Source organism: Halopelagius fulvigenes, assembly GCF_042662625.1.
Classification (GTDB): domain Archaea; phylum Halobacteriota; class Halobacteria; order Halobacteriales; family Haloferacaceae; genus Halopelagius; species Halopelagius fulvigenes.
The window spans coordinates 457,164-483,986 of sequence record NZ_JBHSXH010000009.1 but is presented as its reverse complement, the minus strand read 5'-3'; the positions used below and the strand labels follow the sequence as shown (position 1 = coordinate 483,986).

Below are 26,823 nucleotides of genomic sequence, written 5' to 3'. Positions count from 1 at the left end.
CGCCCCCGGAGGGGTGCTCGGCCCGCGCGGTTTTCCGCGTCGAACGGCTACGTACGTCCCATGAGCGTCCTCTCGACGCTGATGCGGTACTACCCGTACGTATTTCATCCGATAGTGTTGGTCGGCGGGGGACTACTTCTCCTCGTCCACTACGAGTGGCGTCGGCGGGGCGCGGACCGGTCCGCGCTCGTTCGCCGCCTCGGCGCGTTCCTCGGGGCGGGCGTCCTCTCGCTCCTCCCGACGGGGGCGTACGTGCTCGTGACCGGGCAGAGTCCGATGCAGGTGACGCAGGGCAACTCGTGGCAGGTGGACGCGCTGGTCGCGAGCGGCGTCCTCGTCGTCTGCGTGCTGCTTTGGTACCTCTGGCGTCGGTTCGACTGGGGGCGTCTCGTCCCCGTCGGCGCCGCGACGCTCGCCGCCGCGACGGTGCCGTACGCCGCACTCTCGGTGGTGTGGAACGTGTCGGGCCACGTCATCTTCGCCGTCGTTCCGACGCTGTTTCTGACGCTCGTCGACCGGAAGTTCTGGCCGCTTCTCGTCGTCCCGGCCGTGATGGTTCCGAACCGCGTCATCGTGAACGCGCACACGTGGCTCCAGTCCGTCGGCGGACTCCTCCTCGCAACCGCCGTCGTCGTCGCCGTGTACGTGTTCGAGCGACCGGACGACGCGCGGCCGACGGTCGGAACGTCGGGCGGAGAATCGTGAACCGTCGGGCGGAGAATCGTGAGTCGGTAGGGCGGGAGCGGGGCGTTACGCTTCAGCCACCGCGTGCGCTTTGTCGTCCCACCACCAGAGGACGGCCGTGAGGACGAGGCCCGCGACGAACAGTCCCCAGTTGACGAGCGGGGAGTTGTAGTAGAACACGTCGAGGGTCACGGCCTGTCTGATGACCGGCCAGAACGGCTCGATGGGTTGGGCGATGTCGGGCGCAGAGAGCATGTCGGCGAACAGGTGACTGAGGGACGCCACCCACACCGCGCCGATGGCGTAGGCGTACCGGTTACCGATCTCGAACGCCGGCACGTAGCGCTCTTCGAGCCACGGCACGACCCAGCGGGCGAGTATCGCGCCGATGACCACCGCCGCGACGCTCACGAACAGTATCGTGTGCGTGATGCCGTGGTGGTGAACCGTCGGGAACACCCGCCTCAGCCAGAGGTCGGTGTCCGGAAGCAGGCCGAACGGGACGCCGAGGGCGACGAATCCGAGCGCCGCCCGTTCGGCGTACAGGAACCAGCCGACGGCTAGCCAGATGAGTGCCATTCCCACGTGGCCGATTATGTCGACCATGTTCCACGTTACGGCGGTGAGCCGAATGTACCTGATGGCTACATACTGAAGACGCGTCGGACGAGGGACGGGTCGGGGCCGAGGCGGCGACCGGATGCCATCACCTACAAGAGCGCTTCGTCCCCTACTTCGAAACGATGAGTCGGGCACAAGTCGTGGGAGTCGAACTGGGACACACCATCCGGCAGGTGATACCTCCGGAGTTGATACCGGTGTTCATGTTCATCACGTTCTTCGGCGGCGTCGGCTTCGTCCTCGTCATGTTCACCGTCGATTACTGGTTCGTGGACGCGAAGCGAGGGGCGCACTCGCTCGGATTGGCCATCGCGGGCGCGGGGTTGGTCGTCGCCCTGAAGTCGTTCTTCGGCGAACCGCGCCCGTCGGTGGACGTGGCCGTTATCTCCGCCTCGGGGTTCAGTTTCCCCAGCGGACACGCGACGCTCTCGACTGTCGCCTACGGCATCCTCGCGTACGACCTCCGGAAGGGGACGTGGCGGGTCAGGCTCGCCGTCGCGTCCGTCGTCGTCGCCCTCATCGCCCTCTCGCGCGTCGTCCTCGGCGTCCACTACGTCAGGGACGTCGTCGCGGGCGTCCTGTTCGGGTCGCTCTTTCTCCTCGCCGCGATATCGCTGACGAAGCACGTCCCCCGGTACGCGTTCTGGTTGGCCGCCGCCGTCGGTACCGCGGGACTCGTCGTCAGCGGTGCCAGTCAGGACGGACTCGCCATCTTCGGCGCGTCGGCGGGCGCGGCCCTCGCGTGGGGGTCGTTCGACGTCTACCCGGACGTGGAGTCGCGCCGCGAACAGGCCGTCCTCGTCGTCGGCGTCCTCCCCTTCCTCGCCGCCGCCGGGTACGTGGCGACGAAGCTCGACCCGCCGCCGACGGCCGTCGTCCTCCTCACGGGCGCGGTGACGGCGGCGATACTGGCCGCACCGCTCGTCATCGAACGGTTCGTGACGGACGAGAGGGCCGCGCCTCAGGCGACGGACGCGTAGTCGGCGACGACGGTCCGCAGGAAGTTGGCGACGACGTCGTGTCCGACGGCGGTCAGCACGCTCTCGGGGTGGAACTGGACGCACTCGATGGGGTACTCGCGGTGGCGGACGCCCATGACGAGGTCGGTCCCCCGATGGTCCGTCGTCGCCGACACCTCGAAGCAGTCGGGCACCTCCGTGGCGACGAGCGAGTGGTACCGCCCGGCCTGAAAGCCCTGTTCGAGGCCGGCGAAGACGCCGCGCCCGTCGTGTTCGACGGGGAACGCCTTGCCGTGAATCGGTTCCGGCGCGTGACCGACGGTGCCGCCGTAGGCGTACACCGCGGCTTCGAGGCCGAGACAGACGCCGAGCGTCGGCACCTCCTTCGAGAGCGTCGTCAGCACCTCGTTCGTCACGCCCACGTCGCGGTCGTTCTTCGGGTGGCCCGGCCCCGGACTGATGACGATGGCGTCGGGGTTGAGGTCCCGAATCTCCGAGAGGGAGGCGGTGTTCTTCCGGACGAGAACCTCGACCGGTTCGCCCTCGATTCGTCGCTCGGAGAAGTACTCGACGAGGTTGTACGTGAAGGAGTCGAAGTTGTCCACGACGACGAGGCAGAGCGTCATCGGGGCACCTCCCCGGCCCCGGCCCCGGCGGCCGCGGACTCGTCGGGTTCGCGTTCGATTCGCTCGACGGCGGCGAGGACGCCGCCCATCTTCTGTTCGGTCTCCTCGTACTCGGCGGTCGGGTCGCTGTCGGCGACGATGCCCGCGCCCGCCCGGACCGCGATGGTGTCCTCCTCGCCCCGGCGCACCGTCGCGGTGCGGATGACGATGGCGAAGTCGGCGTCGCCGGACCACGAGTAGTAGCCGACGCCGCCGCCGTAGACGCCGCGGGGCGTCAGCTCTAACTCGTCGATTATCTCCATCGCGCGCACCTTCGGCGCGCCCGTGAGGGTGCCGGCGGGGAAGGTGGCCCGCGTCGCGTCGAAGGCGTCTTTGTCCCCGGCCAAAGTGCCGGTGACGGTCGATTCGATGTGCTGGACGTGGCTGTACTTCAGGACGTTCATGAACTCCTCGACGCGGACGCTCCCCGGTTCGGAGACGCGGCGCACGTCGTTGCGCGCGAGGTCGACGAGCATCGTGTGCTCGGCGCGTTCCTTCGCGTCCGCCAGCATCTCGCCGGCGAGGCGGCGATCCTCGACCGGACTCGTCCCGCGGGCGCAGGTGCCCGCGATGGGGTTCGAGACGACGCGCCGCCCCTGCACGGAGACCAGCGTCTCCGGACTCGCGCCGACGACGACTCGGTCGTCGTGGCGGAGCAGGTACATGTACGGCGAGGGGTTGACCGCGCGAAGCGCCTCGTACAGGCCCACCGGGTCCACGGAGCCGCGGAGTTCGCGCACCCGGGAGATGACCCCCTGATAGATGTCGCCGTCGAGGACGTGCTGTTTCGTCCGCCGAACGGCGTCCTCGTACTCCGCCCGCGGGCCGGCCGTCTCGCCCGACCTGACGAAGCCGTCCGTCTCCGGGCCGTCCGCGGTTGCGAGCGTCTCGGCGACGTCGCGCGCCTCCGCGCGCAGTTCGTCGTACACCGCGTCCGGGTCGTCGTCGGGGCCGACTACGGGCGTGAACACCAGTCGGACGGTGCCCTCCGCGTGGTCGAACGAGAGCGTCCGCGTCGTCAGGACGAACTGCGCGTCCGGCACCGGCGAGTCGGGGCGTTCGACGCCCACCTCTTCGAGCCAGAGGTCGTACACCGCCTCGTAGGCGAGGAAGCCGACGAGTCCGCCGCGGAGTCGTTGGCGTTCGTCGTCGGGGAACCCGACGCGCGGGAGGTCGGGGAGCGCGGTTCGGAGGCGGTCGAGTACGTCCCCGTCGTGAGTGCCCGAACACGCCTCCTCGACCACCTCGGCGGCGCGGCCGCCCAGCGTCTCCACGTCCGTGCCGTCGGGGCCGACGGTGACGACGGCCTCGGGGTCGTAGCCGACGAAGGAGTACCGCGCGTGCCGGTCGGCGTCCGCGCCGTCGCGAGACTTCGTCTCGCGGCCCGCGGGGCGTTGTCCTGCGACGTCGCCAGACTGCGTCCGGCGGGCTGCCGAGGTCCCCTCGGCGACGCCGCCGGGGGCGAACGCGCCGTCCGGGTCGGAGGACGGCGTCTTCTCGGCGCTCTCCAGGAGGAAGCCGTAGTCGCTCCGGTCCGAGAGCGCGGCGTAGGCCGAAAGCGGTGACGTGGTCGGCAGGTCGGCGGTCAGGTGCGCGACGGCCCGCCCCGCCTCGCCGTCGAAGAGGGACGCGAACTCCTCGCGCGAGAGGGAGAGCGAGACGTTCGTCGCGTCGTCGGTCACGACGGCACCTCCGGGCGGATGCCGTCGGCCGCCGCCTTCGCGTTCCGGACGAACGCCCGGACGGCGTCGTGGTCCTTCACGCCGCCCTCGGCTTCGACGCCGCTCGCCACGTCCACGGCGTAGGGGCGGACGGTGCGAACCGCCTCGGCGACGTTCTCGGGGGTGAGTCCGCCCGCGAGCGTCACGGGCGCGTCGAGCGTCTCGACCACCTCGGCGGTGGCCGTCCAGTCGTGCGTCTCGCCCGTGCCGCCCCCGCCGTCGTCGGAGACGGAATCGACGAGGACGCCGTCCACGACGTGCGCGACGGCGCGCGCGCGGGCGGGCGACTCCGAGTCCACGACGGCGACGACGCGGGCGTCCGTCTGCGCGCCGATACGCTGGAACTCGTCGGCGTCGAAGTCGCCGTGCAGTTGCAACACGTCGGGCGACGCCGCCGCCGCGAGTTCGACCGCGCGGGTCACCGAGGCGGGCATCGAGACGAGGGTCGTCGTCAGGAACGGCGGCGCGGCGTCGAAGAGCGTCGCGGCGCGCGAGAGCGACACCTCGCGCGGGGTGTCCACGGTGACTTCCGAGATGACGCCGACGGCGTCCGCCCCGGCGCGTTCGACGGCGCGGAGGTCGGATTCGCTCGTGACGCCGCAGACTTTCGCCCGCACCATCGGGTTAGGCCTCCACCTCCGACTCGGACTCCACGTCGGCGTCGGCGTCGGCGGTGGACCCACAGAGGTCGTCGAGTTTCGCCGCCGCCGCGCCGGAGTCGATGGACTCGGCCGCGACGTCGACGCCCTCCTCGACGGAGTCGGCGAGTCCGGCGACGTACACCGCCGCGCCCGCGTTAGCGAGGATGATGTCCCGCTTGGGACCGGTCACGTCGCCGGTGACGATGCCGCGCAGGTCCTCGGCGTTCTCCTGCGGCGTGCCGCCGCCGACGGCTTCGACGGGCGCGGATTCGAGTCCGATATCCTCGGGCGAGATGGTGTACTCCTCGACGCTGTTCCCGTCGACTTCCGCGACCACCGTCTCGTCGTGGAGGGCGATTTCGTCCATGCCGGCCCCGTGGACGACGAGTGCGCGTTCGACGGGCATCTCCGTGAGGGCGTTCGCGAGGAGGGGCACGAGGTCGGGGTCGTAGACGCCGACGACCTGCGCTTCCGCGCCCGCGGGGTTCGTCAGGGGGCCGAGGACGTTGAACACGGTGCGCATGCCGAGTTCTTTCCGCGGGCCGATGACGGCCTTCATCGCGGGGTGGAACACCGGCGCGAGCATGAATCCGATGCCGTCGCGTTCGATGGCCGCCTCGACGGACGGCGGTTCCGCCTCGACGTTCACGCCCGCGACGTCGAGGACGTCCGCGCTCCCCGACGAGGAGGAGACGGAGTAGTTGCCGTGCTTCGCCACCGCCGCGCCCGCGCCGGAGGCGACGATAGCGCTCGTCGTCGAGACGTTGATGGTGTCGTAGTCGTCGCCGCCCGTGCCGCAGGTGTCGACCAACGGCGTCCGGTCGGGTTCGATGGTCCGCGCGGCGTCGCGCATCCCCCGCGCGAACCCGGCGATTTCGCTCTCGGTCTCTCCCTTCGCTCTGAGGGCCGCCAAGAGCGCCCCTATCTGGGCCTCCGTCGCGTCCTCGAAGACGAGGCGTGCGGCCTCGCGGGACTGTTCGAGCGTCAGGTCCTCGCCCTCCGTCGCGCGTTCGATGTAATCCTGGAGCGTCATGTGGTGACCACCGATGTACTGGTTCGGGTTACAATGTACAAATCCGTTCATCGCCTTAAGCGTGTCGGAGGGGCGGATACGTGGGCGAGTATAGGATTCGTGCAGGACGGTGACGATACCCCTTCGGGGTGAACGGACGAGGAACCGTCGCCGTGTGGCGATAAGAGGCGTCGTAGCGACGGAATCGGGAGACGGCGTTCCAATCCGAAACCTTCAATTATATCCCCGGGATACGAAGTAATGCGCTCGGAGAGGGCGCGTCAGCACGCACGAACCGGACGGGTTGGTGGTCTAGTCTGGTTATGACACCTCCTTGACATGGAGGAGGCCGGCAGTTCAAATCTGCCCCAACCCACTACATTTTCGCGACGCACTACACGGCAAGCACCTCGTGTGCCCGCTACTGGTGAGTCGCAGAGTTCGTGCCGCGAGGAGTTCGAACGCGGAGCGATACGAACGACGGAAGTTTGAGCCCGCCCAGATCTGCTATCCTGACAGAGATGATCGTATGGAGTAATTCCTCTACTTCGAGAATACTGTCGAAAGAAGACTCTTATCAGTCCCGGACTACACCCCCTCTGTAGATGGATACAACTTCCGAGTCAGAGCCGGCCATGCAGACTCGGCTCCGACAACAGGAGGTTGTCGCGGAACTCGGACGACGGGCGCTCGACATCGACGACATCGATCGGTTGATGCGCGAGGCGTCGGTGGCGGTCGCCGAGACGTTAGACAACGAATACTGTCACGTGGTCGAGTTGCTTCCGGGCGGAGAGGAGGGAGTGCTGCGTCAGGGGGTCGGCTGGCGGGACGGCACCGTCGGGACTGCGACGGTGCCCGTCAGTTCCGACTCGCAGCCGGGAGTCGCCCTCCGAACCGGAGAGCCGGTCGTCGTCGAAAACCTCCACGCCGAGGAGCGGTTCTCCGACCTCGAACTGCTGACCAGCCACAACGCCGTCAGCGGAATCAGCGTCGTCGTCGGGTCGTGCGAGGAGCCGTGGGGCGTGCTCGGAACGTACGCGACCGAGCGCCGGGAGTTCTCGGTTTACGACGTTCGGTTCGTCCGGAGCGTCGCCGACGTTCTCGCGTCGGCCGTCGCGCGGGCGGAGCGCGAGCGGGCGGCTCGGGAGTCCGAGCGCCGGGACGAGGAGCGCAAACGGGCGCTCGAGGAGTCCGAGCGGCGCTACCGAACGCTCGTCGAACACTTCCCCAACGGCGCCGTCGCACTCGTCGACGAGGACCTTCACTATCGGACCGTCGGCGGCACCCCGCTGGACGTGGCGGGCGTCACCGTCGAGGAGGTGAGAGACCGGCCGGTGGGGGAGATACTCCCGCCGAAGCTGGCCGACGAACTCGTCCCGCGCTACGAAGCCGCGCTCGACGGAACGTCCGGCGCGTTCGAGATGGAGCTCGACGGCCGAGTCTACCAGTTCCAAGTCGTGCCGGTCCGGGACAACGACGGCGACGTCTTCGCGGCGCTAGGGATGTCTCAGGACATCACCGAACGCGAGGAGGCCAAGCGCAAACTGGAAGCGTCCGAGCGTCGCCACCGGACGCTCGTGGAGAACTTCCCGAACGGCTCGGTGGGGCTGTTCGACGAGAACCTGGAGTACACCGCCGTCGGCGGGCAACTTCTCGATACGCTCAATATGGACCCGGCGGACCGAATCGGGCGCAGCATCACCGAACTCCACCCCGAGGACCTCCTCGAAGACATCGAGCCGTACTTCCGAGCCGCCCTCGACGGCGAGGCGAACACCTTCGACGTCGAGTACCGCGGCCGGTACCTGCACGCCCGCACCCTCCCGGTCAGGAACGCCGACGGCGAAGTTGACGCGGGGATGCTCGTCGTCCAAGACGACACCGAGCGCCGGGAGTACGAGCGGAGACTCGAACAGCACAGGGAGTACACCGACCGCATTCTGGACGCCATCGACGACGTGTTCTACCTCCTCGACGCCGACGGGAACCTACAGCGGTGGAACCGGAGCGTCTGCGAGGTGACCGGCTACTCGGACGCCGAGATAGCGTCGATGCGCGCGCTCGACATCGTCGGCGAGGACGACCAGAAGGCGATCGCGGACGCCATCGCCGAAGCGCTCGAAACCGGGAGCACGCAAGTGGAGGCGGAGGTACTCACCAAGGGCGGCGAACGCGTCCCCTACGAGTTCGTCGCATCGAAGCTGGACGACCCCGACGGAAACCCGGTAGTGGTGGGCGTCGGTCGGGATATCACCCGGCGCAAGGAGCGAGAACGGGCCCTCGAAGAGAGCGAGGCGAAGTTCCGGATGCTGACCGAGAACCTCGAGGAGATGGTCTGGATATCCGACCCCGACACGCGGGACGTCCTCTATCTCAACTCCGCTTACGAGGAGATGTACGGCCGCGACCGAGGGTCGATATACGACGACCCGACGAAGTTCCTCGAAGCAGTCCACCCCGAGGACCGACGGCGCATCGAGGCGGCGTACGAGAGGATTCCGGAGGAGGGAATCGACGAGGAGTTCCGTATCGTCCGGCCTGACGGGGAAGTTCGGTGGCTCGACGCTCGGGCCGGGTCGGTCTGCAACGAGGGGGAGGAACGCGTCGTCGGTATCGCCGAGGACGTCACCGAACGCGTCGAGCGCGAGCGAGCGCTCGAGGAGTCCGAACGGCGCTACCGGACGCTCGTGGAGGACTTCCCCGACGGTGCCGTCGCGCTGTTCGACGAGGAACTGCGTTACACGGCCGTGGGCGGCCAACTCCTCGAAGCGGACGACATCGACCCCGAGGAGCGACTCGGGATCAGCATCCACGAACTGTATCCCGAGGAACTCGTCGAGGAGGTCGAACCGTACTTCCGGGCCGCCCTCGACGGCGAGGCGAACACCTTCGAGACCGAGTACGCCGGCCGCCAGCTGTTCAATCAGACCCTGCCCGTTCGGAACGCCGACGACAAGGTGTACGCGGGGATGCTCGTCGTCCAGAACGTCACCGAACGGAGGGAGTACGAGCGGAAGTTAGAGGAGTCGAACGAACGGTTAGAGCAGTTCGCGTACGCGGCGTCTCACGACCTCCAGGAACCGCTTCGGATGGTCACCAGCTACCTCTCGCTCGTCAAACGGCGGTACGGCGACGAACTGGACGAGGACGGCGAGGAGTTCATCGAGTTCGCCGTCGACGGCGCAGAGCGGATGCGCGAGATGATAGAGGGGTTGCTGCAGTACTCCCGGGTCGATACCCGGGGCGACCCCTTCGAGGAGGTAGACCTCGAAGCCGTCCTCGAGAACGTCCGTCAGGACCTCAAGATGAAGATAGCGGAGAGCGACGCCGAAATCACCGCCGAGAGCCTCCCGCGGGTCTACGGCGACGGCAGTCAGCTCAAGCAGGTGTTCCAGAACCTGCTGGCCAACGCCATCGATTACAGCGGCGACGACCCGCCGCGGGTACGCATCTCCGCCGAGAGGGACGGCGCGAAGTGGGTCGTCTCCGTCAGCGACGAGGGTATCGGCATCGACCCGGCCGACGCGAACCGCGTGTTCGAGGTGTTCCAGAGCCTCCACGCGCCGGACACCCATGGCGGGACGGGCATCGGGTTGGCGCTGTGCGAACGCATCGTCGAACGTCACGGCGGCGAGATCTGGGTCGACTCGGAACCCGGCGAGGGAGCGACGTTCTCGTTCACGCTCCCGACGGTCGCGGCGGCGTCCGACGACTGAGGCGGTGTCCGCGCGGACGGCCGTACCTCGACGCGTCGTTTGAGCTATCGGACGTTCGCTCGACTGAACGTGATGTCCTCTGAGCGCAGTCGAACGAAACGAAGATCGAACCGACGGAGGCGAGCGGTGACGCGCCTCCGCGCCGCGGTCCTCGCCTGCGTCCTCTGACGGTCGGAAGTCCCGCGGCGAAAACGATATCGTGCTCGTCCGACAGGTTCGGCGCTCTGGTGCGCCGTTCGCCCAAACGCACTTAGCGGCCCGGCGCTAAGCGGAGATACTCGTCCCGACCGCTACTCGCACGTTTCGGGCGGATCGCCCGCAGGGTCCGCGTGCGAGAGGCGAACCCGTCCGTCGCCGAAGACGACGATTTCGCACCCGAGATAGGAGAATCGAAGTTCCGCGTCCGGGGCGACCGACCCGGTGTCTGCGAACGCGTCTAACACGTCGGGGTCGATGGCTTTGGACAGTGGTTCCAGCGCCAACGGGTCGGCGTCGAGGTGGTCGGCGACGCGTTCGACGACCGCGACGGAGGGACGGTAACTAGAGTTCTCGTTTGGGGAGTTCATTCAAAGTATGTCCTCAATCCGTGAGATTGGCCACCTCCCTTACTACTCTTTCGGCGGTGTGTCACCTCCGACGGCGGTAGAGTTCAATCGTAGTATACATTCAGGTTTCGTTATAACAATTTGGTAAACAGTAAGCGTGAGTAGGTACATGTACCGGTGGTATGGGAGGTGTCGAACCGTCGAAGACGGTCGCTGCACGGCCGCAAACGGGCGGTAAATCGCCTCCTTGTGCGGAACGGCCGCCGCGGAACGCCGCGGGGCCGGTCGAACCGGTCGAGCATCTCTCCCGAGGTGCGAGAATCAGGCCGAACGGACGAGAAGAGAGATAAAGTTGAGAGTATTTCACAATGAACGTTTCGTGGCGATGGTCCTCGGAGTGAGTAACGAGCACGATGGTATCGACCGCTGAGATCACGGAGTCGCTGACCGAACTGGGCCTCACCGAGTACGAGGCGCGGTGTTACGTGGCGCTGACTCAGCTCTCCCGGGGGACCGCAAAGGAGGTGAGTCAGGTGTCGGGCGTCCCTCAGTCTCGGGTGTACGACGTGACCGAACGACTCTACCAACAGGGACTCATCGACGTGCAGGAGTCCGAGCCGAGAACGTTCAGGGCGATGCCGCCGCCGGTCGCACTGAAGCGACTCCGGCGGGAGTACAACGAGTACTTGGAGAAGGCCAGCGAGCAGCTGGAGGAGCTCCAATCCCGAGAGACTGACGACGAGGGCGTCTGGAAGATAGCGACCGAGGAGGACGTCGTCCTCCGCGCGCAGATGCACGTCGAGGACGCCTCCGAGGAGGTGTACCTCCTCGTCACCGAGGAGAGCCTCCTCGAAGACGAACTGCTGGACGCGCTCGACGCGGCGTGTCGGCGCGGCGTCTCGGTGTTCGTGGAGGTGCCCGACGAGTCGGTGTCGGAACAGCTCCGGGCGACGGTCCCCGAGGCGGACGTTCGGGTCTCGCCGTCGCCGTTCACGACGGGGGATCCCGGCGGCCAAGAGCCGGGGCGGTTGCTGTTGGTCGACCGGACGACGGTGCTGTTGAGCGAAGTCAGCGAGGGACTCGTGCCGCAAGCGAGCGACGAGTCCGGGATGTGGGGGCGGAGCGCGGGTCACGGACTCACCGCGTGGTTGCGACCGCTCCTCGTCGCCCGACTCGAAACCGTCGGATTCGACGTCGAGAGCGCGTCCTAACGGACGAAACCGACGGAGGGATTTTGTGGATCTGTGCCGTAGTACCGCCGTGCACGAGTTCGAGGCGGTACTGTTCGACCTCGACGACACCCTCTGTCGACGCGACCAGACCGAGGAGGAACTCTACCGCGGCGCGTTCGAGGCGGCGGGCGTCGAACCGTTCGGCGCTCCGAGCGACCTCTGGGAGGCCCTCTCGGGTCCGCCGCCCGCGGACGGACAGGAGGCGTACCTGCGCGACGGATTCGACCGCGTCGCGGCGCAGTACGGGGAGGAGTCGGTCGATACGGGGGCGCTGGCGCGAGGATTTCTCGACGCGGTAGACTACACCGCCGTCTCGCTTCGCCCGGGCGCGGCGGCGGCCCTCGAGTGCGCGAGCGAACGCGGACCGGTCGCGCTCGTGACGAACGGACCGGAGCGCCGTCAATCGACGAAACTCGCCGCGCTCGACCTACAGGAGGCGTTCGACGTGCGCGTGTTCTCCGACGACGTGCCGCGCAGAAAGCCCCACTCCGACCCCTTCGACCGGGCGTTGGCGCACCTCGGCGTCGAAGCGGAGGCGACCCTCCACGTCGGTAACTCGCTCGAACACGACGTCGCCGGCGCGCAGGACGCCGGTCTCCGCGCGGCGTGGTGCCCCGCCGACGCCGACGCCAACGCCGACCCCGGCGACCGCTCCCCCGACTACGTCCTCGAAAGCCTCCGCGACCTGCGCGACGTTCTGGACGCATCGTCTCGTCGGGCCCGCTAGCTCCCGTTCTCTCCCATTCTCGGCGGGCGGTTCTCGGCTCACCATGAGAATATAAGCCATACTCATTATCTAGGGTGTTTGGAATGAGACAAAGTTTCAATACCGCGGCCGGTGTATCTCCGAGCGGAGGACTCGTATATGGATATTACTGACATCGCCACTCCCGACTTCGTGGAAGTCGACGCCGGAAAGCGGCTCGGCAAGATTCGCTCTATCTTCGAGCGCGAGAAGCCGCGGGGCATCGTCGTCACGGAGGACGGAGTGTACGCGGGGGTCATCGGCGAGAAGCAACTCGTCCGCTCCCGGATGGAGGACGACACGAAGGCGTCGGTCGTGATGAAGTCCGCCCCCCGCATCGACCGCCACGAGGACGTCCGCGAAGCGGCGCGGATGCTCGTCGAGGGCGACACGAAGATAGCGCCGGTCTACGAGGGCGAGAAGCTCTACGGCATCGTCACCGGCGACGCCATCCTCGAAGCCGTCATCGAGAACCTCGACGCCATCAGCGTCGACGACATCTACACCGAAGACGTGGTGACCGTCGGCGAGAAGTCCCACGTCGGGCAGGCCATCAACCGCCTGCGCGAACACGGCGTCTCCCGGCTTCCGGTCGTCGACGAGGACGACACCCTCGAAGGTATCCTGACGACCCACGACATCATCGACTTCGTGGTTCGCGACGCCGACCGCCAGGGGCGCGGCGACCGGCGCGGCGACATCGACCGGATGCTCGACCTGCCGGTGTACGACCTGATGAGCGCACCCGTCATCACCGCGCAACCGGGCGAACTGGTCCGCGAGGTGGTCGAACGGATGTTCGAGAACGACGTCTCGGGCCTCGTCGTGACGCCCACCGATAGCGACGCCGCCGTCTCGGGCATCGTCACGAAGACGGACGTGCTCCGGGCGCTCACGTTCACCGAGGAGCGACAGATGGACGTCCAGATAACGAACATCGACCTCTTGGAGACGCTCTCGCGGGAGAACATCGTCGAGGACATCACGCAGGTGGTAGACAAGTACCAGCAGATGCAGGTCCACCACGCCCACGTCCGCTTCCACGAACACAAGGAGAAGCTCCGCGGCACGCCCCTCATCCAGTGTCAGATTCGCCTCCGCACGAGTCACGGACAGGTCGCGGGGAGTGGCGAAGGCTACGGGTCCGAGCACGCGTTCCACGTCGCACTCGACAAGCTCGAACGGAACGTCCTCGAAGTGAAGGGCGTCAACGCCGACGAGAGGTACCGCGGCCAACTCGTCCGAAAACTCGGCGAACTGTAGCCGGCACCGCCGACGGCGGTTCGCGTCCGAACCTTCTTTCCGGTTTCACGGAAAAATAGACGACTTCACCGACGACGGAGCGGTTCGCTCGACCGACGGGGGTGCGCGCACCGTCGGTGATCCGACGGTCCAGTCCGCCCGCGAGACGTCGAACGAGGCGTCTATCTCGACGAGGCGTCCGCAGGAGACGCACTCGTAGACGGCGAAATCGTCGCCCATCCGCGGTCCGTCCGAGACGCTCGCCGCCGCGGGCGCGCCGCACGTCGGACAGACCGGTCGCTCACACTGCACTTCTCGAACAGTCATCGAAGTCATAGGAGAGACGCGCTCCGAGGAGATCGCCGGTTCTCGCCGCCGACGCCGACGGTCCCTCAGACGTCCGCCGTCTCCAGCCCGGCGTCGGTGATTTTGAACGTGACCGTCTCGCCGGCGGGTTTCGCGCGGTGTTTCTCCAAGGTGGCGCGGCGGTTCCCCCCGCGGAAGCGGTCGAGGCGGACGACTGCCCCCGTCCAGTGTTCGAGGGTGTGGCCGCCGAGCGCTTTCGCCCGGTCGGTGTCGGGGTCGGTGAACACCTGATTCGTGATGACCACCGCGAGGTCGTGTTTCCGCGCGAGGGACAGGAGGTGCGTCACCTGCCGGGCCACCCGGCGGAGCGACTCGCCGCCGTCGCCCTCCGCGGTGCGTTCGAGGCGGTAGAACCCGGTGGCGCTGTCGAGAACCACTAGGTCCGCCTGCTCGGCGAACTCCTCGGCATCGCGGACGGCCTCCTCCTGCTCTTCGAAGTCGTGGGCCTCCGAAATGATGAGGCGGGAGGTGACGTCCTCTACGGACTGGTCGTCGCCGGCGACGTGCTCCGCGAGTTGGCTGAACCGGTCCACCGACAGCCCCTCGGTGTCGATGTAGACGACGGTACCCCCCGCCGCCGCCGCGCGGACCGCCGCCGAGAGGGCGACGTTCGTCTTCCCCGCGGCGGGGGCCCCGTACACCTGCGTGACGGTGCCGCGTTCGAATCCGCCCCCGAGAAGGTCGTCGAGCGCGCGGCACCCGGTGGTTACTGCTTCGGACACGGAGGAACGTCCGAGTCGTCCGCCGAAAAAGCCCCCGGTCCGGGTCTCACCGCCGATAGCCGGCGGCGGGGGCGTCCGCCGTCGGGCGTCGAGGCGCGACACGTTTTACCCCTCCGGCGTCGAATCCGACGGCGTGATAGTCGTCGCTACCGCAGACTTCGAACTCTACCACGACGTGGTCGGGGAACTCCGCGACCGCGGCGTGTCGTTCACCACCGTCGAACCGGACGAGGAGTTCCCCGACGGCGCGGAGGTGTTCATCGTCTCGCCGACCGACGAGGTGTCGGTGCCGGAGGGCGCGGAGACGGTCGTCGCCACGGCGGCCGAGTCCCGGAAGGCGGTCGAGGAGGCCATCGCGGTGCTCCGGGGCGGCGGCGGGCGGACGATAGTCGGCGTGGACCCCGGAACCCGGCCGGGCGTCGCCGTCCTCGCGGGCGAGACGGTCGTCTCGGCGTTCCACGTCCCCCTCGCGGACGCGGTAGAGACGATTCGCCGCGAAGTCGAAGACGTCCCCGACCCGGTCGTCAGAGTCGGCGACGGCGCGCGCATCCAAGGCGCGACCATCGTCAACGAACTCGAAGACGTGACCGTCGAACTCGTGGACGAGACGGGGACGACGCCGTACCTCGGCACCGGCGCGCGCGGGATGGGCGACGTCCTCGCGGCGGTCAACATCGCCCGGCGGGAGGGGTCGGTCGTGGAGTCGCGCGACATCGAACCCACCTCGGGCGAACTCCAGCGAATCAAAGACCGCTCCCGACACGAGTCCGAGGACAACCGAACCATCGACGAGGAACTCGCCCGACGGGTTGCCGCCGGCGAACTCACCGTCGCGGAGGCCTTAGACGAGCACCGAATCCGGGGCAACGCCCGCGACGACTCGACGGGGAAGTGAAAACGGCCCGTCGTCGGAGACGGAGCGCTACTTCTCGCGGACGGCCGACTCCGCCCGGCGCATGACCTCCCGGACGGGGAGGCCGGTCTCGCGGGCGACGGCGAGGGCGTCGTCGTACTCGGGGCTGTAATCGTACGCCTCGCCCGCCGCGTCGGACGCTACCTTCACCGCCACCTCGTACGCCTCGTCGCCGATTTCGAGCGTCGCCGTCTCGAACTCTCGGGCGGCTATCCAGCGGTGTCCGGCCCCGTGTTCGCGGACGCCCAAGGTGCCGGTTTCGACGGCGAGTCGGTGCGCGACGCGGTCGGCGTCCTCCGGGCGCACGACGACTTTCACGAGGTGGCCGGGCCGGGACTTCTTCATCGTCGCCGGGAGGACCGCCACGTCGCGCGCGCCGGCCTCCGTCAGCGACTCCTGCAGGCTCCCGATGAGTTCCGGCGTCGCGTCGTCGAGGTTCGTCTCCAAGACGGTTATCTCGTCGCGCGCGAGGCGGCCGGACCCGTCGCCGACGAGGGTCCGCAGGACGTTCGGGTGGTCGGGGAACTCCCACCCGCCCGCGCCGTAGCCCGAGGAATCGACCGTCAGAGGCGGGAGCGTGTCGACGCCCTCCGCGACGTGCGCGAGAATCGCCGCGCCCGTCGGCGTGAGCAGTTCCGCTTCGACGGGGCCGCCTTTCATCGCCCAGTCGGCGCGTTCCGCGATTTCGACCACCGCGGGCGCGGGCACGGGGTAGGTTCCGTGACTCATCGTCGTCTCGCCGCCGCCCGCCGCGACGGGCGTCGTCACGACGCGTTCGACGCCGAGATCCGACAGAAGGAGGCACGCCCCCACCACGTCCGCGATGGCGTCGTCCGCGCCGACTTCGTGGAAGTGCGTCTCTTCGAGATCCGTGCCGTGGACGGCCGCCTCCGCCTCGCCCAAAATGCGGAACACCGCCTTCGCGTCCGACTCGACGCCCGTCGGCAGGTCCATCGACTCGACGAGTTCGACGACTTCGGCGTACGACCGGTGCGGGCCGTGTCCCTCCGCCGGCGTCTCGTCGCCGTGGTCGTGCGAGTCGTCGCCGTGGTGATGAGCGTGCGAGTGGCCGTGGTCGTGACCGTGCGAGTGGTCGTCGTCGTGTGCGTGGTGATGGTGTTCCTCGTCGTGAGCGTGGTCCTCGTGGGAGTGGTCGCCGGCGTGGGCGTCGGCGTCGCCGTTCTCCGCCTCTCCGGCGTCCTCCGTCCTTCCGCCGTCCTCCTCGGCGTCCCCGTCCACGAGGACGCGCACGTTCGTGGCGGCGATGCCGTTCTTCTCGACGGTGCCGACGTCGTACCGGACGTCGAGTGCCTCCTCGACGGGGGAGAGGACGGACCGGTCCGCGCCGGCGGCGAGCAACGACCCGAGAATCATGTCGCCGCTTGCGCCCATCCGTCCGTCGAACGCGAGTGTTCGCATGCCCGAGCGAAAGCGTCGGGCGGTGAAAACCATGCGGCATTCGGTGTCGCTGTCGGTAGGGATTAGTATCCTCGAAGCGTACTGTGCCACATAGTGTCACAGACTGGGGTTCGACTCTCTGTCGGCGGGGTCAGGGAAGCACTTAACCCTCGCCGTGACCGAATCTGAGGCATCCCCGCGAGGCAATCATGAACGAAGTCCAACTCGAAGTGGCGAAGGCGTACCCGAACGACTCGGGTCGCGGTATCGCCCGTCTTGACCCGGACACGCTGCTCCATCTCAAGCTCTCACCGGGCGACATCATCGAGATAGAGGGCGGCGAGACGACCGCAGCGAAGGTGTGGCGTGCAGACCGGCAAGACTGGAACACCGATACGGTTCGCATCGACGGATTCACCCGACAGAACGCCGACGTCGGCATCGGCGAACGGGTGACCATCCGAAAAGCAGAAGCGAAGAAGGCGGAGAAGCTCGTCTTGGCCCCGCCCGAGGAGGCGAGCGTCCAGTTCGGCTCCGACGCCGCCGGCATGGTCAAACGGCAGATTCTGAAGCGGCCGGTCGTCGAACGCGACATCGTCCCGGTGATGTCCTCGACGAACCACCCCTTCATGCGGTCGCCCGGGCAGGCGATTCCGCTCATCGCCGTCGAGACCGATCCGGAGGGCGTCTGTCTGGTCACCGAGGACACCGAGGTGGAACTCCGCGAGGAGCCCATCTCCGGGTTCGAGAAGACCGGCGGCGGAATCACGTACGAGGACATCGGCGGCCTGCAGAACGAGATTCAGCGCGTCCGGGAGATGGTCGAACTCCCGATGAAGCACCCGCAGATCTTCAAGAAACTCGGCATCGAACCGCCGCAGGGGGTGCTTCTCCACGGCCCGCCGGGCACCGGGAAGACGCTGCTCGCGAAGGCCGTCGCCAACGAGACGTCGGCGAGTTTCTTCTCCATCGCCGGCCCCGAGATAATCTCGAAGTACTACGGGGAGTCCGAACAGCAGCTCCGCGAGATATTCGAGGACGCCAAAGAGGAGTCGCCGTCTATCATCTTCATCGACGAACTGGACTCCATCGCGCCCAAGCGCGAGGACGTGACCGGCGAGGTCGAACGCCGCGTCGTCGCCCAACTCCTGACGATGATGGACGGGTTGGAGACGCGCGGACAGGTCATCGTCATCGCGGCGACCAACCGCGTCGATTCCGTCGACCCGGCGCTTCGCCGCCCCGGTCGGTTCGACCGCGAGATCGAGATCGGCGTCCCCGACGAGACGGGACGGAAGGAGGTCCTGCAGATTCACACCCGCGGGATGCCGCTCTCGGACGACGTCTCCTTGGACCACCTCGCCGACGAGACGCACGGCTTCGTCGGCGCGGACATCGAGGCCCTGACGAAGGAGGCCGCGATGAAGGCGCTCCGGCGCTACCTCCCCGAGATAGACTTAGACGAGGAGGACATCCCGCCGAGCCTCATCGACCGGATGATCGTGAAGCGGCAGGACTTCGAGGGCGCACTCAACGAGGTGGAACCCTCGGCGATGCGCGAAGTCCTCGTCGAACTCCCGAAGATAACGTGGGACGACGTGGGCGGACTCGAAGAGCCCAAAGAGAAGGTCAAAGAGAGCGTCGAGTGGCCGCTCACGTCGAGGGGTAAGTTCGAGCGGATGGGCATCGACCCGCCGAAGGGCGTCCTCCTGTACGGCCCGCCGGGGACGGGGAAGACGCTCATCGCGAAGGCCGTCGCCAACGAGACGAACGCGAACTTCATCTCGGTGCGCGGCCCGCAACTGCTGTCGAAGTGGGTCGGCGAATCCGAGAAGGCCATCCGGCAGACGTTCCGGAAGGCCCGGCAGGTGTCGCCGACGATAATCTTCTTCGACGAGCTCGACAGCCTCGCGCCCAGTCGGGGCAACGACATGGGCAACAACGTCTCCGAACGCGTCGTCAACCAACTGCTGACCGAACTCGACGGTCTGGAGGAGAACGGCGACGTGATGGTCATCGGAGCGACGAACCGGCCGGACATGATAGACCCCGCGCTCATCCGCTCGGGTCGCTTCGACCGGTTGGTGCTCATCGGCGAACCCTCCGAGGAGGGTCGCGAGCAGATTCTCAAGATTCACACCCGCGACAGTCCGCTCGCGCCCGACGTGAGCCTCCGCGAGATAGCCGAGATAACCGACGGCTACGTCGGGTCCGACCTCGAATCCATCGCGCGCGAGGCGGCCATCGAAGCCCTCCGCGAGGACGACGACGCCGTCGAAATCGAGATGCGGCACTTCCGGAAGGCGATGGAGTCGGTCCGCCCGACCATCACCGACGACCTGATGGACTACTACGAGCAGATGCAGGATCAGTTCAAGGGCGGCGGTCAAGAGCAACTCGAAGGCCGGCGCGACGGCCGCATCGGGTTCCAATAAGCCCACCTTTTTCGAGGGGGTCCTCGCGCGCCGGAGGCGCGCTCGAACCCCCTCCAAAAATCTGGACCAAAAAGGGCCGCACCTCGCTCACTTCGTTCGCTTCGGTGCGGTACGGTTCCCTCGTAGCGGTGTTCCTTTTTAGCGCTCTGTGAGGATACCGGCGGTTCGCGGCTCAATCGCTCTGTTCGTACGTCATCCGGACCAACTCCTCGGTGCCACCCTCGGGGATCTCGATTTCGGGGTCGAACAGTTCGAAGCCGACCGACTCGTAGAACGGGACCAATCCGCGACGACAGAGAAGCGAGAGACCGGGTACGTCTCGGAGTTCCGGACGGTCCGCGACGGCCTCCACGAGAGTTTCACCGACGCCGTCGCCGCGGTGGTCGGCGGCGACGATGACGTCGAAGACGTTCGCGTAGTACGTGTAGTCGGTCAGAACCCGCGCCGCGCCGACGAGAGCGCCGTCGATTTCGACGCCGACTGCGACGTCCGTCTCGGCCAACGCCGTCCGAACGCCGTCGGCGTCCCGGTCGGCCCACCACTCGTACTCCTCGTAGAGGGCGGCGAGTTCGTCCGCGTCGTCGGGCGAGAGCGTCCGTATGTCGGTCATCCTCCCCCGCATCTCCCACTTCGTGAACAAATCGGTACCGGTCGTACGCGGTGCGTTACCGTCCAGCGCTCACTTTCTGCGACGACCGAGACGGCGAAAGCGTTCGACGATCCCCGCCCCCCTGCGACGCACGTCCGCGTTCGACCGCGTGTTCGACTAGCGGGCGTTCCCGCTCTCGCTTATCGGCTCTCCGGGTTCACGAGATGATAGAGGAGTTCGATATCTCGCTTCGGCTGATCGTCGGCTAACACCTCGTCCAGAATCTCTCCGTGTTCGCGGTCGATTTCGTACGGGGACGATCGGAACGCTTCGTACACCCCGTCTATGTCCTCCGCTTCCATGTAGTACACGAGGTAGTCGTCACTGTCCGTCCGTTCCAGAAAGGCCGCTTCCGAGATCATGCCCTCGTACCGGAGCGTTTCGATGGCTTCCTCGCGCCGAGTCGTGATTTCCGCCATCCACTCCCGAAGTCGGTCCGTCTTCCCCGGCTCGATTCTGTTCTTCGTGAGAACGACGTCGGACATACTATCGGTACACGGTCGTCACGCGTCAGCATAAACGTCACCTCTCGGCCACCAGCGTACGAGTTGCCAGTCGTCCCTCTCGGGAGTGTTCTACGTGTTAGATATCTGACACCGAGTTGTACCGCGAGACTCGGCCGTCGGCCGAGTCTCGTGGCCTTTTGGTCCAGCTTTTTGCGGTGAGTGGTCGCGCGGAGCGCGACCCGAATCTGCAAAAAGGTGGGATCCTAGTACAGCAGTTCGTCGTCGTCTTCGATCATGTACAGCGACCGGGCGGCGATGTTGACCCCGTGGTCGCCGACGCGTTCGAGGTCACGAATCGTCAGGAGGAGTCGGGAGACGTCCTCCATGTAGTCCTCGGAGTTTAACTCCTCGTCGGAGAAGGGGTCCGACTCGATGAGGTCGCGGACGACGATTTCGCTCGCCACCTCGCACATCGAGTCCAACTCGTCGTCGCGTTCGGCGACCTTGTAGCAGAGTTCGGTGTCCTCCTTCTCGTACGCCTGCATCGCGGCGTTGAGCATCTCCAACGTCACTTCGCCCAACTGCTGGACGTTGACCTCGGGGAACAGGTCTCGCTCCGCCGAGAGCGTGTAGTCCGCGAGGTTGACGGCGAGGTCGCCGATGCGTTCGAGGTCGGTGATGATCTTGAACGACGCGGCGATGAATCGCAGGTCCGAGGCGACCGGTTGCTGGAGTGCGATGAGGTCGATGCAGTCCTGTTCGAGGTCCAAGTACCGCCGGTTCACCTCGTCGTCGCCTTCGATGACCTCCTGGGCCAACTCCGTGTCCTTCTGTTCGAGTGCGGTGAGTCCCGTCCGGAGACGTTCCGCGACGATCTCGCTCAAGTAGAGAACGTCGTCGCGGAGAGATTGGAGGGACGCTTGATACTCTTGTCGCGGCATGTCCGTGAGGAGGTAAGGAAACGGAATAAGGGTGTCGCATATAGGCGTATTTAGAACTATATACTTACGTCGCTTCGACACCGCCGAATCGGTACTCACTCGTCGAAATAGGGAGCCACGCGATCCAGCGGCGGAATCGGGGAAAGCCAAGAAGACGGACGGCGGCGGGTGCCGCCGCCGACGACGGACGGGGGTTATCCGAACTTCCCGGTGATGTAGTCTTCGACGCGTTGACTGTCGGGGTTCTCGAATATCTTCTGGGTGTCGTCGAACTCGACGAGTTCGCCGCCCGTCAGGAAGACGGCCGTCTGGTCGGAGATGCGGGCGGCCTGCTGCATGTTGTGGGTGACGATGACCACCGTGTAGTCCTCGGCGAGCTCCTCGATGAGGTCCTCGATTTGGGAGGTGGCGACGGGGTCGAGCGCCGACGCGGGTTCGTCCATCAGGAGGACTTCCGGGTCCGGCGCGATGGCCCGCGCGATGCAGAGACGCTGTTGTTGGCCCCCGGAGAGTTCGAGGCCCGACTCGTCCAGTCGGTCCTTCACCTCGTCCCAGAGGGCCGCGCGCTTCAGCGACTGCTCGACGATTTCGTCGTAGTCGCCGCCCTTCCCCTGAATCTCGAGGCCGTAGACGACGTTGTCGTAGATGCTCTTCGGGAAGGGGTTCGGCTCCTGGAACACCATCCCGACGCGGCGGCGGAGGGCGACGGGGTCCACGTCGGAGTCGTAGACGTTCTTCCCGCGGAGGGTCAGTCTTCCCTCGACGCGAGCGCTGTCGATGAGGTCGTTCATCCGGTTGATACAGCGCAGGAACGTCGATTTCCCGCACCCGGAGGGGCCGACCATCGCGGTGACGCTGTTCTCGGGAATCTCCATCGTGATGTCGTTCAACGCCTGGTCGTCGCCGTACCAGACGTTGACGTTCTCCGCGCGCACGATGGTGTTCCGGCGGTGCGTCTGCGACTCCGAGGGCGAGACGCTCTCGCTGATGTCCGTCTCGACGAGCATGTCGTCGTTCGTCGGGTCGTCTTCACCCCGCTCCCGCGAACCGAAATCCGTCTCTGTGTCTTCTTGGCTCATAGTTGGAAGTTAGCTTTCGCTCTCATACTTGTTCCGGAGGACGATCGCGATGGAGTTCATCGCCAGCAACACCGCGAGCAACACCACCACGCCCGCGGGCACCGCCTTGGTGTAGAAGTCCTCGCTGGCGAACAGACTCGACCACGCGTACACCTGAAGCGGCATCGCGCTCACCTTCGAGGTGAGGTCCGTCGGCAGGTTGAACAGCACGTTCGGCGCGCCGATCATGATCAGCGGCGCCGTCTCCCCGATGGCGCGTCCGAGCGCCAGAATCGTCCCGGTGAGGATGCCGGGGAACGCCTCGGGCAGCACGACGTTCTTGATCGTCTGCCACCGCGTCGCGCCCATCCCGTATGACGCCTGCCGCATGTCCGAGGGGACCGACCGGATGGCCTCCCGCGCGGAGATGATGACGATGGGCAGGATGAGGAGCGCCAGCGTCGCGCCGCCGATGAGCACCGTCCCGGTCGGCCGGTTGAGGTACGTGACGAACACGCCGAGTCCGAGCAGCCCGTAGACGACGGACGGGACGCCCGCGAGGTTCGAGATGTTCACGTCGATGAAGCGCGTCAACGCGTTGTTCGGGGCGTACTCTTCGAGGTACACCGCCGCGCCGACGCCCAGCGGGAACGACAGTGCGGCGACCGTACACATCAGCAGTATCGACCCGCCGATGGCCGGGTACAGACCGGCGTTCTCGGCGGTCCCGCTGTGGGCGCTGGTGAGGAACTGCCAATCGACCCACGACTGCGGCCCCGCGAAGCCGAGGACGTCCACGGCGGCGGCGCCGAGGAGCGAACCGCCGATGACGACGGCGGCGAAGAGTAGTCCGAGTCGGTCCTCCTCGCGCACGACGGCCGCCCCGCCGGCGTACGTCGCGGTGGGGACCAACGCCACGCCGGTGACGATGGCCGTCGAAACGGGGTCGATGCCGACGAACGGACCGGCGAGTGCGCCCGCGGCCGTCGCGGCGATGGCGGCGACGCCCGCGTACACGCCCGCGCGGGTGGACTCGAAGATGCCGGCGGCGTACCGTCCGACCGCGACGGCCACCACCGACCCGACGACGAGCGTGACCATTATCCAATCGAGCGGCACGAACGGCGCGGACCGCACGACTCCGGCGACGCCGTGAAGGAGCGGCGGGATCCCCAGCGCTTCACCGACGGGGCCCGGGAGGCCGAACAGCGAGAGGTAGAAGAGGGCGGCGGTCGAAACGAGCCGAGCCGTGAAGCCGATGTGTCGGTCGTACTTCGTCAGGACGACGACGGCGGCCACCGGGAGTGCGAGCGCAACCGCGTAGGAGAACCCGACGAGCGGTGGGATGATGTCGACGAAGACGATTGCGACGCCGCCGCTGAACATGAGGGTGACGACGAGCATCCCGACGACCATCGTGCCGAGTTTGAGCGCGGACACCCGCCGCAGTGCGAGGTAGCCGCCGACGAGCGTCGCCGGGAGGACGAGCGTCAGGAAGAAGACGAGGTACCAGCCGGGGTCGGCGGTGAGCGGTTGTATCGCGTCGTTGGCGACGTAGACGAGGAGGACGCCGAGCGTGACGATGCCGAACATCGTCGCGGCCATGAGCAGGTACCGGAAGACGGTGCCGACCGTCCGGCTGACCTGTCCGAAGCTCTGTACCTGTCCGGATTCGCGTTCCGTTGCCATCTCAGTACTCCTCCCGGTAGCGTTGCGCGACGATGTCGCTTATGAGGTTCATGACGAGCGTGATGACGAAGAGGACGAGGCCGATGGCGAACAGGCTGCGGTACGCGAGGCCGCCGCCGGTGATGTCGCCGGTGAGCAGTTGGACCATCGCGGCCGTCATCGGAAGCGCCCCTTCGAGGTAGGAGGTGGGGTCGAACGGGTTGAGGAACCGCGCCTGCGAGCCCGCGGCGACGGTGACGGCCATCGTCTCGCCGATGGCCCGCGACAGCGCGAGGATGAACGAGGAGAAGATGCCCGAGAGGGCGGCGGGGACGACGATTCCCGTCGAGACGTCGAACTTCGTCGCGCCCATCCCGTACCCCGCCTGCCGGAGTTCGTCCGGGACGGCGGACATCGCGTCCTCGCTGATGGAGGCGACCATCGGGATGATCATGATGCCGACGACGATGCTCGCCGAGAGCAGGTTGAACGTCCCGATGCTCGGGAAGATGACCTCCAAGGCGGGCGTGATGTAGATGAGCGCGAAGAACCCGTAGACGACCGTCGGGACGCCCGCAAGGATTTCGAGCGCCGGCTTCAGCACCGACCGGGCCTGCGCGCTCGCGTACTCGCTGAGGTAGATGGCGGTCGCCACGCCCAGCGGAAGCGCGATGACCGCCGATCCGATGGTTATCATGAGCGTCGCGGAGACGAGCGCCAGCACGCCGAACTCCCGGCTGTTTATCTGCCACGTCGTCCCCGTGAGGAACTCAACGAGGGACGCGGTTTGGCCTTCGACGCCCATGAGCGGCGCGGTGATGCTGAAGAACTTCGCCGCTTCGGTGACGAGCAGGGCGACGATGCTGATGGTCGTAACGACGGAGAGTACCGCGCACAGGAAGAAGAACGACCGCGTCAGCAACTCACGCGGCGAGTTCTCCGTCTGCCGCGTGAGGTCAGATTCTAAGTCGTCTGTGCTCATTGTGTGGTATGACTCGGGGGTTATGAAAAAACGCTTCGTTAGGAGATTCCGCCCAGTGAAGCCTCAGTTCGCCTCTTGGATGGCGGATTCGAGTCTCTTCATCATCTTGCTCTGCTCCTCGTCGCTGAGCGGAACGTAGCCGACTTCCTCGGCGACGATCTTCTTGCTGGTGGCGTTCTGGAGCCAGAACTTGGCGAACTCGGCGACGTGGTTCTTCGAGAGCGACGACTTCGCGGCGTAGGTGAACAGCGGACGGGAGAGCGGCGTGTACTTGCCCTGGAGCGCGTTGTCGAGCGAGGGCTTGACGTAGCCGCCGTCGCCGTCCTTGATGGGGACGGCCTGCACGGCGTCTTTGTTCTCGCTGTAGTAGGCGAAGCCGAGGTACCCCATCGCGTACTTCGACCCTTGGACGCCCTGCACGATGGTGCGGTCCTGTTCGGTCGCGGAGTAGTCCTGACGGTGACCCGGGCCTTCCTCGCCGAGGACGGCCTCGATGAAGTAGTCGTACGTCCCCGACGCGTCGGTGGGACCGAACAGTTCGAGGGGTTCGTCGGGCCACTCGGGGTTGACGTCCGCCCACGTCTTCGGCTTACTCTTGGCGGACCATATCTGCCGGAGCTGCTCGACGGTGAGGCCCTCGCCGATCCAGTCGTTCTTGTTGTTGACGATGACCGTGAGCGCGTCCGTCGCGACCTTCAGTTCGACGGGCTCAACGTTGTTGGAGGAACACTGCTGTTTCTCCTCTTTCTTGATGGGGCGCGACGCGTTGTTGAAGTCCGTCTGTCCGGTGCAGAAGTAGTTGGCGAAGCCGCCGCCGGACCCCGTGGACTGGACGTTGACGCTGACCTTCGAGTGCTTCTTCTGGAATCGCTCGGCCATCGCAGTAGCGAGCGGAAACACGGTGGAGGAGCCCGCGATGTTGATGTCGCCCGAGAGCGTCTCGCTCTGGGTTCCCTCCGTACTCTCACCGCCGGAGTCCGTCGAACCGCCGCCCGACTCGGTCGGGTTCCCCGATTCGCCGCTCCGAGTACAACCGGCCAGCCCGGCGACGCCGGCCGCACCGGCGCCGACGATGAACTTACGGCGTGAGAGGTTCGATCCCGTCCGCTTACTTTGGCGCGTCATCACCCCTAGATATCCGAAGAGAGACTAAAACCCCTGCTAATATGGCTATATAGACAAAATATTCATTCATAGTTGTACGTTCTACCTCCGGAAAACGACAGGTCGCTGCCGTCTTTTGCACGCCCGAAACCGTCAAACCGCCCCGAGAACGTCTATGAACGCCGTCTCTGAATGCAGTAGTATGATAGATAAAGCATAGTTCTCCATCTCGTACCGGTCCGGGCGAAGCCACTCGGCCCGCCACCGGACGGTTAGATTAGGAGAGCCGGTTGTATATAGTGGTATGGTGAATCGGCAGAGAACCCCGTTCGGCGGCGAAATTAGCGCTCGTTCG

24 protein-coding genes and 1 tRNA gene are annotated in these 26,823 nt (G+C 66.5%); 9 read left to right on the top strand and 16 right to left on the bottom strand.

What is annotated here, in order from left to right:
* Positions 1 to 60: 60 nt before the first annotated feature.
* Positions 61 to 705 carry a phosphoesterase gene (locus ACFQEV_RS04865; protein WP_379693110.1) on the top strand — a complete coding sequence of 215 codons (645 nt, stop codon included), beginning with the start codon at positions 61 to 63 and terminating at the stop codon, positions 703 to 705.
* 45 nt (positions 706 to 750) lie between these two features.
* On the opposite strand, the gene ACFQEV_RS04860 is transcribed toward ACFQEV_RS04865, so the two are convergent.
* Complete coding sequence (locus ACFQEV_RS04860; protein WP_379693107.1) at positions 751 to 1,290, bottom strand: metal-dependent hydrolase; 540 nt, start codon at positions 1,288 to 1,290, stop codon at positions 751 to 753.
* A gap of 137 nt (positions 1,291 to 1,427) precedes the next feature.
* Here ACFQEV_RS04860 and ACFQEV_RS04855 point away from each other — a divergent pair, with 137 nt between their 5' ends.
* Positions 1,428 to 2,285: a phosphatase PAP2 family protein gene (locus tag ACFQEV_RS04855; RefSeq protein ID WP_379693105.1), complete on the top strand. Its 858-nt coding sequence runs from the start codon at positions 1,428 to 1,430 to the stop codon at positions 2,283 to 2,285.
* Here ACFQEV_RS04855 and trpG read toward each other — a convergent pair.
* Genes trpG through trpD form a run of 4 tightly spaced genes read right to left on the bottom strand, consistent with a single transcriptional unit; the run spans position 2,267 to position 6,324 of the window.
* Positions 2,267 to 2,890, bottom strand: a complete 624-nt coding sequence (gene trpG / locus ACFQEV_RS04850) for an anthranilate synthase component II (RefSeq protein ID WP_379693103.1) — start codon at positions 2,888 to 2,890, stop codon at positions 2,267 to 2,269. The two genes, ACFQEV_RS04855 and trpG, sit on opposite strands and share 19 nt — an antisense overlap.
* Positions 2,887 to 4,611: an anthranilate synthase component I gene (trpE, locus tag ACFQEV_RS04845; protein WP_379693101.1), complete on the bottom strand. Its 1,725-nt coding sequence runs from the start codon at positions 4,609 to 4,611 to the stop codon at positions 2,887 to 2,889. The genes trpG and trpE overlap by 4 nt, the downstream gene beginning before the upstream one ends.
* Positions 4,608 to 5,270 carry a phosphoribosylanthranilate isomerase gene (locus tag ACFQEV_RS04840; protein WP_379693099.1) on the bottom strand — a complete coding sequence of 221 codons (663 nt, stop codon included), beginning with the start codon at positions 5,268 to 5,270 and terminating at the stop codon, positions 4,608 to 4,610. The genes trpE and ACFQEV_RS04840 overlap by 4 nt, the downstream gene beginning before the upstream one ends.
* A gap of 4 nt (positions 5,271 to 5,274) precedes the next feature.
* Positions 5,275 to 6,324 carry an anthranilate phosphoribosyltransferase gene (gene trpD / locus ACFQEV_RS04835; protein ID WP_379693097.1) on the bottom strand — a complete coding sequence of 350 codons (1,050 nt, stop codon included), beginning with the start codon at positions 6,322 to 6,324 and terminating at the stop codon, positions 5,275 to 5,277.
* A 280-nt stretch (positions 6,325 to 6,604) separates the two neighbouring features.
* Between trpD and ACFQEV_RS04830 the strand changes: the two genes are divergently transcribed.
* A tRNA-Val gene (locus ACFQEV_RS04830) sits at positions 6,605 to 6,679 on the top strand.
* A gap of 229 nt (positions 6,680 to 6,908) precedes the next feature.
* Positions 6,909 to 10,022, top strand: a complete 3,114-nt coding sequence (locus ACFQEV_RS04825) for a PAS domain S-box protein (RefSeq protein WP_379693095.1) — start codon at positions 6,909 to 6,911, stop codon at positions 10,020 to 10,022.
* A 290-nt stretch (positions 10,023 to 10,312) separates the two neighbouring features.
* Here the strand turns inward: ACFQEV_RS04825 and ACFQEV_RS04820 are convergent, their stop codons facing one another.
* Positions 10,313 to 10,588, bottom strand: a complete 276-nt coding sequence (locus tag ACFQEV_RS04820; RefSeq protein WP_379693093.1) for a HalOD1 output domain-containing protein — start codon at positions 10,586 to 10,588, stop codon at positions 10,313 to 10,315.
* Between the two features lie 392 nt (positions 10,589 to 10,980).
* Here ACFQEV_RS04820 and ACFQEV_RS04815 point away from each other — a divergent pair, with 392 nt between their 5' ends.
* The 3 genes from ACFQEV_RS04815 to ACFQEV_RS04805 all read left to right on the top strand — a co-directional run bounded on the left by ACFQEV_RS04815 (position 10,981) and on the right by ACFQEV_RS04805 (position 13,807).
* Positions 10,981 to 11,778: a TrmB family transcriptional regulator gene (locus ACFQEV_RS04815; protein WP_379693091.1), complete on the top strand. Its 798-nt coding sequence runs from the start codon at positions 10,981 to 10,983 to the stop codon at positions 11,776 to 11,778.
* 49 nt (positions 11,779 to 11,827) lie between these two features.
* Complete coding sequence (locus ACFQEV_RS04810; protein WP_379693089.1) at positions 11,828 to 12,526, top strand: HAD family hydrolase; 699 nt, start codon at positions 11,828 to 11,830, stop codon at positions 12,524 to 12,526.
* Positions 12,527 to 12,664: 138 nt separating this feature from the next.
* A complete protein-coding gene (locus ACFQEV_RS04805; protein WP_379693087.1) occupies positions 12,665 to 13,807 on the top strand; it encodes a CBS domain-containing protein in 1,143 nt (380 codons plus the stop codon).
* 45 nt (positions 13,808 to 13,852) lie between these two features.
* On the opposite strand, the gene ACFQEV_RS04800 is transcribed toward ACFQEV_RS04805, so the two are convergent.
* Both ACFQEV_RS04800 and radB read right to left on the bottom strand, forming a co-directional pair.
* On the bottom strand, positions 13,853 to 14,113 hold the full coding sequence (locus ACFQEV_RS04800; protein ID WP_379693085.1) for a hypothetical protein: 261 nt from the start codon (positions 14,111 to 14,113) through the stop codon (positions 13,853 to 13,855).
* Between the two features lie 65 nt (positions 14,114 to 14,178).
* A complete protein-coding gene (radB, locus tag ACFQEV_RS04795) occupies positions 14,179 to 14,874 on the bottom strand; it encodes a DNA repair and recombination protein RadB (RefSeq protein WP_379693083.1) in 696 nt (231 codons plus the stop codon).
* A gap of 133 nt (positions 14,875 to 15,007) precedes the next feature.
* Here radB and ACFQEV_RS04790 point away from each other — a divergent pair, with 133 nt between their 5' ends.
* Positions 15,008 to 15,769 carry a hypothetical protein gene (locus ACFQEV_RS04790; RefSeq protein ID WP_379693081.1) on the top strand — a complete coding sequence of 254 codons (762 nt, stop codon included), beginning with the start codon at positions 15,008 to 15,010 and terminating at the stop codon, positions 15,767 to 15,769.
* Between the two features lie 27 nt (positions 15,770 to 15,796).
* Here the strand turns inward: ACFQEV_RS04790 and larC are convergent, their stop codons facing one another.
* The gene (larC, locus tag ACFQEV_RS04785; protein WP_379693079.1) at positions 15,797 to 17,206 is read right to left on the bottom strand and encodes a nickel pincer cofactor biosynthesis protein LarC; all 1,410 of its coding nucleotides are present in this window, start codon (positions 17,204 to 17,206) and stop codon (positions 15,797 to 15,799) included.
* 188 nt (positions 17,207 to 17,394) lie between these two features.
* Here larC and ACFQEV_RS04780 point away from each other — a divergent pair, with 188 nt between their 5' ends.
* Positions 17,395 to 19,620 carry a CDC48 family AAA ATPase gene (locus tag ACFQEV_RS04780; protein WP_379693077.1) on the top strand — a complete coding sequence of 742 codons (2,226 nt, stop codon included), beginning with the start codon at positions 17,395 to 17,397 and terminating at the stop codon, positions 19,618 to 19,620.
* 172 nt (positions 19,621 to 19,792) lie between these two features.
* Here the strand turns inward: ACFQEV_RS04780 and ACFQEV_RS04775 are convergent, their stop codons facing one another.
* The 7 genes from ACFQEV_RS04775 to ACFQEV_RS04745 form a co-directional block, all read right to left on the bottom strand.
* Positions 19,793 to 20,230: a GNAT family N-acetyltransferase gene (locus tag ACFQEV_RS04775; protein WP_379693075.1), complete on the bottom strand. Its 438-nt coding sequence runs from the start codon at positions 20,228 to 20,230 to the stop codon at positions 19,793 to 19,795.
* Between the two features lie 179 nt (positions 20,231 to 20,409).
* Complete coding sequence (locus ACFQEV_RS04770; protein WP_379693073.1) at positions 20,410 to 20,754, bottom strand: DUF6176 family protein; 345 nt, start codon at positions 20,752 to 20,754, stop codon at positions 20,410 to 20,412.
* A 224-nt stretch (positions 20,755 to 20,978) separates the two neighbouring features.
* On the bottom strand, positions 20,979 to 21,656 hold the full coding sequence (gene phoU, locus ACFQEV_RS04765; protein WP_379693071.1) for a phosphate signaling complex protein PhoU: 678 nt from the start codon (positions 21,654 to 21,656) through the stop codon (positions 20,979 to 20,981).
* 194 nt (positions 21,657 to 21,850) lie between these two features.
* Positions 21,851 to 22,735: a phosphate ABC transporter ATP-binding protein PstB gene (gene pstB / locus ACFQEV_RS04760; protein ID WP_379693069.1), complete on the bottom strand. Its 885-nt coding sequence runs from the start codon at positions 22,733 to 22,735 to the stop codon at positions 21,851 to 21,853.
* A gap of 9 nt (positions 22,736 to 22,744) precedes the next feature.
* Entirely contained in the window at positions 22,745 to 24,403 is a 1,659-nt protein-coding gene (gene pstA / locus ACFQEV_RS04755; RefSeq protein ID WP_379693067.1) for a phosphate ABC transporter permease PstA, read from the bottom strand.
* A gap of 1 nt (position 24,404) precedes the next feature.
* Positions 24,405 to 25,364 (bottom strand): phosphate ABC transporter permease subunit PstC, encoded by a 960-nt coding sequence (gene pstC, locus ACFQEV_RS04750; protein WP_379693065.1) that lies wholly within the window; start codon positions 25,362 to 25,364, stop codon positions 24,405 to 24,407.
* A gap of 63 nt (positions 25,365 to 25,427) precedes the next feature.
* Complete coding sequence (locus tag ACFQEV_RS04745) at positions 25,428 to 26,489, bottom strand: PstS family phosphate ABC transporter substrate-binding protein (RefSeq protein WP_379693063.1); 1,062 nt, start codon at positions 26,487 to 26,489, stop codon at positions 25,428 to 25,430.
* Positions 26,490 to 26,823 lie beyond the last annotated feature (334 nt).